Source organism: Sphingomonas sp. OTU376, from assembly GCF_038440415.1.
In the GTDB taxonomy this organism is placed as follows: Bacteria; Pseudomonadota; Alphaproteobacteria; order Sphingomonadales; family Sphingomonadaceae; genus Sphingomonas; species Sphingomonas kyeonggiensis_A.
The window spans coordinates 41,264-51,306 of the sequence record NZ_JASATQ010000036.1 but is presented as its reverse complement, the minus strand read 5'-3'; the positions used below and the strand labels follow the sequence as shown (position 1 = coordinate 51,306).

Below are 10,043 nucleotides of genomic sequence, written 5' to 3'. Positions count from 1 at the left end.
CCCAAACCCCCCCCCCCCGGGTGGGGGGGGCTGCACGAGGGAGAGATCAGGGCCGCCAGCCCACTGCGATCGTCCGCGGGGTCAGCGTCACCGGCACCGTCGCGACGATGTCCTTCGCCGAGGTGCCGAGCAGCACCTTGTAGCTGCCACCCGCGATCTTCCAGCTGCTGCTCGCCGCGTCCCAGGTTGCGAGCAGGCGCGGATCGACCTTGAGCGAGATCTTCTTCGCTTCACCCGGCGCCAGCTCGACCTTGTCGAACGCGCCCAGACGCTTCGGCGCTTCCCAGCCCGCGCCGGCAACATAGAGCTGCGGCACCGCCTTGCCCTTCACCTTGCCGGTGTTGCGCACGGTGAAGCTGGCGGAAATGCTGCCGTCATCGGCACGCGCACTCAGCCCCGAATAGCCGAACTCGGTATAGCTGAGCCCGTGGCCGAACGGGAAAGCCGGAGTCAGCCCCTTGGCGTCATACCATTTGTAGCCGACCGTCGCGCCTTCGCTGTAGGTCGTGTCGCCCTTGTTCGGGGTCGACGGCTTGGGCAGCTGGTCGATGCTGGCGGGGAAGGTGGCGGGCAGATGACCCGAGGGATTGACCTTGCCGAACAGCAGGTGGGCGATCGCGCCGCCGCCCTGGGTGCCCGGATACCAGGCGGCGAGGATGCCGGCGACCTGGCCACGCCACGGCGTCAGCACCGGCCCGCCGGTCTCGAGCACCACCACGGTGCGCGGATTGGCCTTGGCTACCGCTGCGATAAGCTTGTCCTGATCGTCCTCGAGCGTAAGCGATACGTCGAACGCCTCGCCCGCCCATTGCGTCGCGAAGACGATCGCCACGTCCGCGCCCTTGGCCAGCTTCGCCGCGCTGCCGACATTGCCGCCATCGGCGAACACCACTTCGGCATTGGGCGCCTGTGCCTTGATCGCGGCGAGCGGCGCGTCGGGATAATACATTACCGGCCCCGGCCAGCTGGTCGGCTTGAGCCCGGGCACCGCATTGCCCGCCACTGGATAGACCAGCGAGGAGCCGCTGCCGGCCAGCACGCCCTTGTCGGCGCGTCCGCCGATCACGACGATCTTCCGCGTCGCCGGCGAGAGCGGCAGGATCGCGCCCTTGTTCTGGAGCAGCACCGCGCCGCCCTCGGCATCCTTGCGGGTCACTTCTCCGTGATCGGCGAGCATCGCCGGCGCCAGGTCCATCGGCGCGTCGGTCACCGGCTGGTCGACCAGCCCGTTGGCGAAGATCGCGTGCAGGATCGCGCCGGCCATCGCGTCGAGCCGTGCGGCCGGGACTTCGCCCTTGGCCACCGCGGCCTTTAGCGGCGCGCCGAAATAGGGCTCCTTGTCGAACGGGAAGCCGGAGTCCTGGTCGAGCCCGGCATTGGCGGCCGGCGCGGTCGAATGGGTCGCGCCCCAGTCCGACATCACATAGCCCTTGTAGCCCCAGTCGCGGCGGAGCACGTCATTCAGCAGCCACGGATTCTCGCAGGCATGGGTGCCGTTCACCCGGTTGTACGAGCACATCACCGAGCCGGGATCGCCCTTCTCGATCGCGAACTGGAAGGCGAGCAGGTCGCTGGTCCGCGCCGCTACCTGGTCGATGATCGAGTTGCCGGTATCGCGATCGGTTTCCTGATCGTTGATCGCATAATGCTTTACGGTCGAGACGATATGGTTCGACTGGATGCCGGCGATCTGCGCGCCGACCATCGTGCCCGCAAGCAGCGGATCCTCGCCGCCATATTCGAAGTTCCGCCCGTTGCGCGGCTCGCGCATCAGGTTGACGCCGCCGGCGAGCATCACGTTGAAGCCCGACGCGCGCGCCTCCGCACCGATCATCGCGCCGCCGGCATGGGCCAGGTCGACGTCCCAGCTCGCGGTCGTGGCCAGGCCCGAGGGCAGGGCAGTGCGTCCGCGCTTCTTCGCCGCGCCGCCCTGGGTGGCGACGCCGACGCCGGCATCGGTCTGCCACTGGGGCGGGATGCCCAGCCGCGGGATGCCCGGGATATAGCCGGCCGAGCCCGGCCGCGCCTCGGCAGGCGCCTTGTAGCCGTTCTTGGGCGCGAAATCGGTGCCGAAATAGCCGAAGACCAGGGTGAGCTTCTCGTCCTCGGTCATCTGGGCGAGCACTGCCTTCACCCGCTCGTCGGGCGCGCGCTTGGCGTCGAGCCAGGGCCGGGGCTGGTCCTGCGCGGCGGCGGGTGCCGCAGCGGCCAGGGCGATGCCCAGCGCGATCAACGAACCTGCAACGGCATGGCGGCGCATCTTCATGATTCCCTCTCCCGACTTTTTGTCAGCGTTGTCGGCGAGCTTATATCCGTCAAGCTGTGGTAACGCTATCACTCAGATGGTCGTAGTCGGCAGCCAGCGTTCGCGCATCCAGCGCCGGGCCACGGCATCGACAATGGCGGCATGACCGGGATAGCCGGGCCCGATCAATGGCAGGCCCACGCGTGCGATCGTCGCCATGATCCCCGCCGCGTCGAGCGCCAGGCCGGCGGCACGGGCGTGGCGGGCGATCTCCAGTTCCTGTCCCCAGAAATAGATCGCGCCGGCCTGGACATTGGCCTGCATGCGGCGCACCTCTTCCACGCGCCCGTCACTGATCAGTGGCAGCCAGATATCGGGCATCAGCAGATCGACCGGCGTATCTGCCCGCCATTCCAGCGCGTCCCCTTGAAGGACGCGCAGCTTGGCGCGGGCGGCGTCAGGCAGCTGGCCGAAGAGGTCCAGTTCGCGGTGCAGCGCCAGCACCTCCGGGTCGCGCTCGATCACGGTCACCTGCGTCACCTTCTCGTGCAGCGCCGCCGCACCAGCGGCCCAGCCCATGCCGAGGCCCATGATCACGACATGCCCGTGGGCCAGCGCCAGCCCGATCGTCTGGCTCTCGATCTCCAGCGGCGTGATCGACATCCAGGTCTCGCCGGCGCGAAGCAGCACCGGCACTTCCGCCATGAAGCTGGTCGGGCCCCAATAGCCCTGCGCCAGGATGTTCCGGCCGATCTGGATTTCCCAGTCGCCGCTGCGGATGGGCTGGTAGCGCGGCAGGAACCACCGCGTCTCGAATGACGGGACGCCCAGCGCCTCGGCCCAGTTTCCGTGCAAAGCGATCCTCCCGACTGACGCAGGAGATCGAGCTTAGCGGCACCGGGCAGGGCGTCGAGCGCCGATCGCACCGTTTAGGGCAGGTTCGCCTTCAGCTCGGCCTGCCACGCCCGCGCCACGCTGTCCGACGGTGCGCGCCAGTCGCCGCGCGGGCTCAGCGCACCACCGGCCGAGACCTTGGGTCCATTGGGCAGGGCGGAGCGCTTGAACTGGCTGGTCTGGAAGAAGCGGAACAGGAATTCCCGCAGCCACCTTGCGATCGTCTCCAGATCATAGCGGTTGCGCGCATCCTCGGGGAAGCCGATCGGCCATTGTCCCGCGTTGGCGTCCTGCCAGGCATGCCAGGCGAGGAAGGCGATCTTGCTGGGCTTCAGCCCGAAGCGGATCGTGTAGTGGAGGAAGAAGTCGTGCAGCTCGTACGGCCCGATCCGGTCCTGCGTGCTCTGCATCCTGCCGTCGGCATCGGCGGGCACGAGCTCGGGCGAGATCTCGGTGTCGAGGATGGCGGTCAGCACGTCCGCCGCTTCGCCGGTGAACTGGTCGGTCTGCACGGTCCACCGGATCAGATACTGGATCAGCGTCTTGGGTACGCCGGCGTTCACGCCGTAATGGCTCATCTGATCGCCGACGCCATAGGTGCACCAGCCGAGCGCCAGTTCGCTGAGATCCCCGGTGCCCAGCACGAAGCCCTGACGCTGGTTGGCAAGGCGGAAGAGATAGTCGGTGCGCAGGCCCGCCTGGACGTTCTCGAAGGTCACGTCATAGACCGGCTCGCCATTGGCATAGGGATGCCCGATCCCCTCGAGCATCGTCTTCGCCGCCGGGCGGATGTCGATCTCGGCACCGGTCACGCCCAATGCGTTCATCAGCGCCCAGGCGTTCGACTTGGTGCCGTCGCTGGTCGCAAAGCCCGGCATGGTGAAGCCAAGGATGTCGGTGCGCGGACGGCCGAGCCGGTCCATCGCCCTGGCAGCGACGATCAGCGCATGGGTGGAGTCGAGCCCGCCCGAGACGCCGATGACGATATGCTTCGCGCCGGTGGATTCCAGCCGCTTGCGCAGGCCCTCCACCTGGATATTGAACGCCTCGTAGCAATCCTCTTCGAGCTTCGACGGGGTGTTGGGCACGAACGGAAAGCGGCGCAGCTTCCGCAGCAGGCCCTTGTCGGCATAATCGGGCCGGTGCTGGAAGACGATGCGCCGGAAGCGCGTCTCGGGATCGCCATTGGCGGCGGCGCAGTCGTTGAACGTGCCCATCCGCATCCGCTCGAGCCGGATGCGCTCCAGATCGATGTCCGCGCAGACGACTTCGGTGGTCAGCTCGAAGCGCTCGGTGCTGGCGATCTGCTCACCCAGTTCGTGGATCATGCCCTGGCCGTCCCAGGCAAGGTCGGTCGTGCTCTCGCCGGGCCCCGAGGCGGAATAGACATAGGCCGCCACCGCGCGTGCCGATTGCGCGGCGCAGAGCAGCGCCCGTTCGCGGGCCTTGCCGACGGTGATGTTCGAGGCGGAAAGGTTGCACAGCACCAGCGCACCGGCCAGCGCCCCCTCGGTAGAGGGAGGCAGCGGCGCCCAGTAATCCTCGCAGATCTCGGCATGGAAGACGAAGTCGGGCAGTTCCTCGGCGGCGAAGATCAGGTCGGTGCCGAAGGGCACGGTCTGTCCCGCAACGTCGATCTCCAGCCCGGCGAGCCCGGCGCCGAGCGCGAACCAGCGCTTCTCATAATATTCGCGGTAATTGGGCAGGTAGCTCTTGGGCACCACGCCCAGGATGCGCCCGCGCGCGATCACCACCGCGCAATTGTACAGCCGTCCGCTCCGCCGCAGCGCCGCGCCGACCAGCAGCACCGGCTTCAGCTCGGTGCTGGCTGTCACGATCGCGGCGACACCCGCTTCGGTCGCGTCGCAGATCACGTCCTGCAGGTGCAGATCGTCGATCGCGTAGGAAGTGATGTTGAGCTCGGGAAAGACGAGCAGGTCCGCGCCCATTGCGTCGCCCTGCCGCGCCAGCGCGATCGCCGCCTCGGCATTGGCAATGGGGTCGGCCACCGTGGTAATCGGGGTGCACACGCCCGCGCGGATCATTCCCTGGCGGTGGATCGAATAAAAAGGGTGGGACTGGGCCATCGTCTCCGTCTTGCAGCGACATGTTTCGATCTGTTGCATCCCCTAGTCGCTCGGCTCCGCTTGTGCCAGTCCCGCTCAGGCTCTACCCGCAGGCGATGCTCCACTGGATCCGTCGCCAGTTCGATGCGCATCCGGTGCGCGCGGTCATGGTGGTCTTCGCCGCTTATACGGTCTTCAAGATCAACCTGAAGTTCTTCGCGCCGGCGGGGCCGTGGTGGCGCGGCTGGCACGATCAGATGCAATATCTGAAATCGGCAAGGGCGTTCCTGCATTTCGACCTGAGCCCGGACCAGCATTGGTACCCCTTGCTCTACCCGCTTGCCGGCGCGCCCTTCGCCTGGGCGCCGACGCCGTTCGTGCCGATCAACCTGCTTTGCTACGCGGGCGCCTTTATCGGCTTCCACCGCGTCTGCGCGCGCTTCGGGGTGGGGAGCCTTGCGGCGGGCCTGCTGTTCCTCGCCGCGACGATCGGCGACCTGCGCATCTCCAAATTCTGGCTCGAGCCCTGGACGACGACGATGTCGGCCGCCTTCATCTGGCTGGCCTTCGCCGAGGCTGCCGACATGATGTTCGGCGAGCGCCGCCGGGCCTGGCTGCTCGGCGCGCTGTTGATGGCGATCGCGCTGGTCCGCCCGGCCGATGTGGTGGTCAGCGCGGTGATCGGCGGCTTCGCGCTGTGGCGGCCGGTGCTGATCGAGAAGCGCTGGGGCGATCTGGCGAAGGGGCTGGGCGGGGCGGGGGCGGCGCTGCTGCCCTATCTGCTACTCTATCTCGCCATCTATGGCCCGCGCCTCACTGAGTATACGATCCTGTCAGGCGATTACGGCTTCGCCTTTGCCGATCTCGGCTGGAAGGCGAGCATCCTGCTCGTCGATCCCTCGCCCTGGTTCCCCGGCGAGACCGGGCTGCTGCGCGAGCTGCCCTGGCTGCTCACCGGCACGGCGGGCCTGATCCTCGGCGTGATGCGCCTCCAGGGGCCGACGCGCTGGCTGACGCTCTGCATGGTGCTGGTCGCCCTGATCTACACGACGATGATGCTCGCCTATGTCGATCTGGTTCCCAGCGGCATGTGGCGCTTCTTCAACGCGCACTACTTCAAATGGCTGTTCCCGATGGCGGCGCTGTTCACCTGGCTGCTGGTCCGTTGGCGCGATGCGCGCGGGATCGCGGTGGTGGTGGCGCTGGTGCTGCTCGCCAGCTTCCGCATCGTCCCGCGCCCGGCCGAGCCGCGGGAGCCGGCCAAGGCGATCGCTTTCGCCGCGCCGCAAGCGCCCTGGCAGGACATCTATTTCGCCCGCTCGGCGGTGGTCGATGCGAAGGGTGCGCAGCGCAGCCCGGCCGATTATCACCAGCTGCCGATGGGCGACCGGGTGATGGCCATCGCCTTCAAGCGCCGGTTCGAGGGGGATGTGCTCTGGTACGGCGTCACGCCTGCCAGCGTCGCGACCTGGCCCAAGGGCAGCGGCAAGGCGGATGTGGTGCTGCCGGGCAGCTGGCCGCAAAGGCCGATCGCGCGCTACGCGACCAAGCTGACCTTCGGCTACCCATGCTGGGCGCCGCCCTTCCCATGCGGGACAGGGCCGGGGCCGGGACTGCCGAAGAACTAGGCGGTGCCGGCGTCCAACATCGGAGTTGGGACGACTCGTGAAAGTACACAAAGTACAGGCCAGGAGCGTGTTCTCGGGTGCCCTAAGTTGACATAGTTCCCGTATTGGCTGCGCATCTCGCAATATCCTTGCGTGCGCGCGATCCTATCTTTCCTACAAAGCAAGGAGCGGCCGGGACCGGGGTCCCGACCGCTCCAGCGAAACATGCGAAATCCTACATTGCAACGGGACAGGAGTGTCCCGGCAATGGGCGCTCAAACCTTGGCGGCGTAGATCATCCGGCCCGGGCCAAGGCGCTCGAACAGCTTGGCCAGCTCGTTCTCGCCTACCGCGAAGCAGCCCTGGCTGCGGCCGAGCTTGCCATGCTTGCCGATCATGTCGGCATTGGCATACCAGGCCGAGTGGACGACGATCGCACGATCGAGCGCGTTGTTGTTGGTCGGGTCGAGGCCGAGCAGGCGCTGCGAGTCGCCATGCTTGCCGACATAATAATCGGCGGTGAGGAACGCGCCTTCGCAGGTCGCTTCCGAATTCACTTCGTTCGAGAAGCGCTGGAGCATGCCGCTATGGTTCGGATCCGAGCCGATGCCGTGCGCGACGAGGAAGCGCTCGACCTGGCCGGTGCCGAGGTTGACGACATGGAAGCGCGGATTGTTCGACGAGGTGGCGAAATCGGCGATCGCGATGCGGTCATGCGAGGCGATGCGCATCGAATGGCGATTGAGCGCGGCGACCGCCTTCTTGAACAATTCGGGGCGGATGCCGTTCGGCACGCCCGGCACCTTGGCGACGGTTGCCAGTTCGGGTGCCTTGGGGATGGGCGGGACCGAGGAGGGGGCCGGCACCGGCGCCGGTGCCATCGCGGTGTTGATCGTGCGCGAGGCGCAGGCCGAAACCACCGCACCGCTGGTCATCACCATCGCAGCCTTCAGCAAGGCGCGACGCGTCTGAATCGTATCGAGGCTATCCATCACTATCCAAAGAACCCGCTGCTTTACCCCTTGGGGGAATCTATATCAGACAGATGGTAAGCGGGGCGCTTAACATCTGTCCCAAGTTGCGCGGCTCGCCGCAACGCATGCCCGGTTCGCCGAAGCGGGGCGAAAATCCGGAACATTGCCAGCGATTTGCCTGCGTGAAATATCCGCGATTCGGCAGCGGAGCGAAATTAGGTTAATTTCGTTAAGGAATCGCCCTGAGCCGTCCTGGCTCACCGGATTCGGAGAGCTGTTTGATGCGTTCCGGCGCCCTTGCCGTCCTGCTGCTGGCCAGTGCCACGATCCTTCCCGCCATTCCCGCTACCGCGCAGGTCGCCGCGTCGGACACGATGCAGCTGGCCCCCGATACGCTGCGCAACGGGCAATGGGCCTGGTACGAGGAGCCGCAGCTGATCAAGGCGAGCACCAATGACTGGGATCCCGTCTCGATCGTGGTCAGCATCCCGGACCAGCGGGCCTATGTCTATCGCGGCGGCAAGCTGGTCGGCGCCAGCACCGTCTCGACCGGATCGGACGGGCACGAGACGCCGACCGGCGCCTTCACCATCCTGCAGAAGAAGGTGTTTCACCGCTCGAACCTCTATTCGAACGCCCCGATGCCCTACATGCAGCGGCTGACCTGGGATGGGATCGCGCTCCATGCCGGCCGCCTGCCGGGCTATCCGGCCTCGCATGGCTGCATCCGCTTCCCCGCAGCCTTCGCCAAGCAGCTCTACGCGCTGACCGAGCTGGGCGGCGACGTGATGGTCACCGATGAGCCGGTGATCACGCCCGAGCGCTCCGGCCCCGCCACCCCGCTGCTGATGGCCGACGCCCGCAATCTGGGCGGCGAGGCGTTCAACATGGTGACGATGTCGGGGCCCGCGCCGCGCCCGCAGCCCGCGACCTTCGTCACCGGCCCGGCGCGCGAGATCGTCCAGCCGATCGGGCGACGCGGCTCGAAATAAATTCTGTAATGCGCGCGTAGCCTTGGATCGGCTAAGCGCGATTCCATGACGATGTCCTTCGAAGATGCCGCGACAGGCCTGGTCGAGGTCGGCCGCCGGCTCGACGCGCGCGGCTGGGCGCCCGCCACGGCCGGCAATTACTCGGTGCGGCTCGACGACGGCAGCATCGCCGTCACCGTGTCCGGCTGGCACAAGGGGCGACTGACGCCCGAGGGCGTGATGCGCGTCGATCTGGACGGCACCCCGCTCACCCCGGGCAAGCCCTCGGCCGAGACCGACCTGCATTTGGCGATCTACCGGCTGTTCCCCCATGTCGGCGCCGTGCTGCACGGCCATTCGCCCGAGGCCGTGGGCATGAGCCGGGCCGCCGCCGACGCCAGCGAATGGGTGTTCGCCGGGCACGAGATGCTCAAGGTCTTCCCGGGCAACACCACGCATGAGGCCGAGGTCCGCCTGCCGATCGTCGACAACAGCCAGGACATGGCGGTGATCGAGGAAGCGATCCGTCCCGCCTTGCTGGCGCCGAACGCCGCGCCTGCCTATCTTATCCGCAGCCATGGGCTCTATGCCTGGGGCAAGGACCTGGCCGAAGCCGAGCGCGTGCTGGAAGGCACCGAATGGCTGATCGCCGCCGAACTGGCCGAAAGGGCATGGAAACGATGACCCATCTCCGCATCTTCGACGAAGCGGGCGGCGCCCCGCTGACCGATACCCGCGACGCCGTTGCCATCGCCGCCGCACTCGCCCCGATCGGGGTGCGCTTCGAGCAATGGCCCTCGCGCCCGCTCGCCGCCGATGCCGGGCAGGACGAGGTGCTCGAGGCTTTCGCGCCCGAGGTCGAGCGGCTCAAGGCAGAGAATGGCTATCAGTCGGTCGACGTGATCCGCATGGTTCCCGATCACCCCGAAAAGGCGAACCTGCGCACCAAGTTCCTCTCCGAGCATCGCCATTCGGAGGATGAGGTCCGCTTCTTCGTGGAAGGCGAGGGGTTGTTCACCCTGCGCGAGGGCGAGAGGATCTACGCCGTGCTGTGCGAGGAGGGAGACCTGATCTCGGTTCCGGCCGGCACGCGCCACTGGTTCGACATGGGGCCTTCGCCTCGGTTTACCGCGATCCGCCTGTTCACCAATGCCGATGGCTGGATCGCCAACTTCACCGGCGACGCGATCGCGGACCGCTTTCCACGGCACGAGCCGGCCGAGGCATAACCGTCATCCCGGCGAAAGCCGGGATCTCGTGCCATATGCGCCTTCGCCTGAGATCCC

Annotated in this window: 8 protein-coding genes; 4 read left to right on the top strand and 4 right to left on the bottom strand. The window is 67.1% G+C overall.

The genetic code is table 11. The features are described 5' to 3' along the window. Positions 1-46: 46 nt before the first annotated feature. The 3 genes from AAHM44_RS15240 to AAHM44_RS15230 form a co-directional block, all read right to left on the bottom strand. On the bottom strand, positions 47-2,260 hold the full coding sequence (locus tag AAHM44_RS15240) for a beta-glucosidase (protein ID WP_446745993.1): 2,214 nt from the start codon (positions 2,258-2,260) through the stop codon (positions 47-49). A gap of 78 nt (positions 2,261-2,338) precedes the next feature. Next, positions 2,339-3,100 carry a hypothetical protein gene (locus tag AAHM44_RS15235; protein WP_342250525.1) on the bottom strand — a complete coding sequence of 254 codons (762 nt, stop codon included), beginning with the start codon at positions 3,098-3,100 and terminating at the stop codon, positions 2,339-2,341. 74 nt (positions 3,101-3,174) lie between these two features. Beyond that, the gene (locus AAHM44_RS15230; protein WP_342250524.1) at positions 3,175-5,226 is read right to left on the bottom strand and encodes an NAD(+) synthase; all 2,052 of its coding nucleotides are present in this window, start codon (positions 5,224-5,226) and stop codon (positions 3,175-3,177) included. A 95-nt stretch (positions 5,227-5,321) separates the two neighbouring features. On the opposite strand from AAHM44_RS15230, the gene AAHM44_RS15225 reads away from it, so the two are divergent. Then, a complete protein-coding gene (locus AAHM44_RS15225; RefSeq protein WP_342250523.1) occupies positions 5,322-6,833 on the top strand; it encodes a hypothetical protein in 1,512 nt (503 codons plus the stop codon). A gap of 254 nt (positions 6,834-7,087) precedes the next feature. Here the strand turns inward: AAHM44_RS15225 and AAHM44_RS15220 are convergent, their stop codons facing one another. After that, complete coding sequence (locus AAHM44_RS15220; protein WP_342250522.1) at positions 7,088-7,804, bottom strand: murein L,D-transpeptidase catalytic domain family protein; 717 nt, start codon at positions 7,802-7,804, stop codon at positions 7,088-7,090. 263 nt (positions 7,805-8,067) lie between these two features. Between AAHM44_RS15220 and AAHM44_RS15215 the strand changes: the two genes are divergently transcribed. Genes AAHM44_RS15215 through AAHM44_RS15205 form a run of 3 tightly spaced genes read left to right on the top strand, consistent with a single transcriptional unit; the run spans position 8,068 to position 9,986 of the window. Next, positions 8,068-8,778 (top strand): L,D-transpeptidase family protein, encoded by a 711-nt coding sequence (locus AAHM44_RS15215; protein WP_184165362.1) that lies wholly within the window; start codon positions 8,068-8,070, stop codon positions 8,776-8,778. Positions 8,779-8,823: 45 nt separating this feature from the next. Then, positions 8,824-9,441: a methylthioribulose 1-phosphate dehydratase gene (locus AAHM44_RS15210; RefSeq protein ID WP_342250521.1), complete on the top strand. Its 618-nt coding sequence runs from the start codon at positions 8,824-8,826 to the stop codon at positions 9,439-9,441. Beyond that, complete coding sequence (locus tag AAHM44_RS15205; RefSeq protein ID WP_342250520.1) at positions 9,429-9,986, top strand: 1,2-dihydroxy-3-keto-5-methylthiopentene dioxygenase; 558 nt, start codon at positions 9,429-9,431, stop codon at positions 9,984-9,986. Before AAHM44_RS15210 ends, AAHM44_RS15205 begins: the two co-directional genes overlap by 13 nt. Positions 9,987-10,043 lie beyond the last annotated feature (57 nt).

Coding starts and splice junctions, on each gene's coding strand:
- AAHM44_RS15240 (WP_446745993.1), bottom strand. CDS start 2,260: ATGCGCCGCCATGCCGTTGCAGGTTCGTTGATCGCGCTGGGCATCGCC.
- AAHM44_RS15230 (WP_342250524.1), bottom strand. CDS start 5,226: ATGGCCCAGTCCCACCCTTTTTATTCGATCCACCGCCAGGGAATGATC.
- AAHM44_RS15225 (WP_342250523.1), top strand. CDS start 5,322: ATGCTCCACTGGATCCGTCGCCAGTTCGATGCGCATCCGGTGCGCGCG.
- AAHM44_RS15220 (WP_342250522.1), bottom strand. CDS start 7,804: ATGGATAGCCTCGATACGATTCAGACGCGTCGCGCCTTGCTGAAGGCT.
- AAHM44_RS15215 (WP_184165362.1), top strand. CDS start 8,068: ATGCGTTCCGGCGCCCTTGCCGTCCTGCTGCTGGCCAGTGCCACGATC.
- AAHM44_RS15210 (WP_342250521.1), top strand. CDS start 8,824: ATGACGATGTCCTTCGAAGATGCCGCGACAGGCCTGGTCGAGGTCGGC.
- AAHM44_RS15205 (WP_342250520.1), top strand. CDS start 9,429: ATGGAAACGATGACCCATCTCCGCATCTTCGACGAAGCGGGCGGCGCC.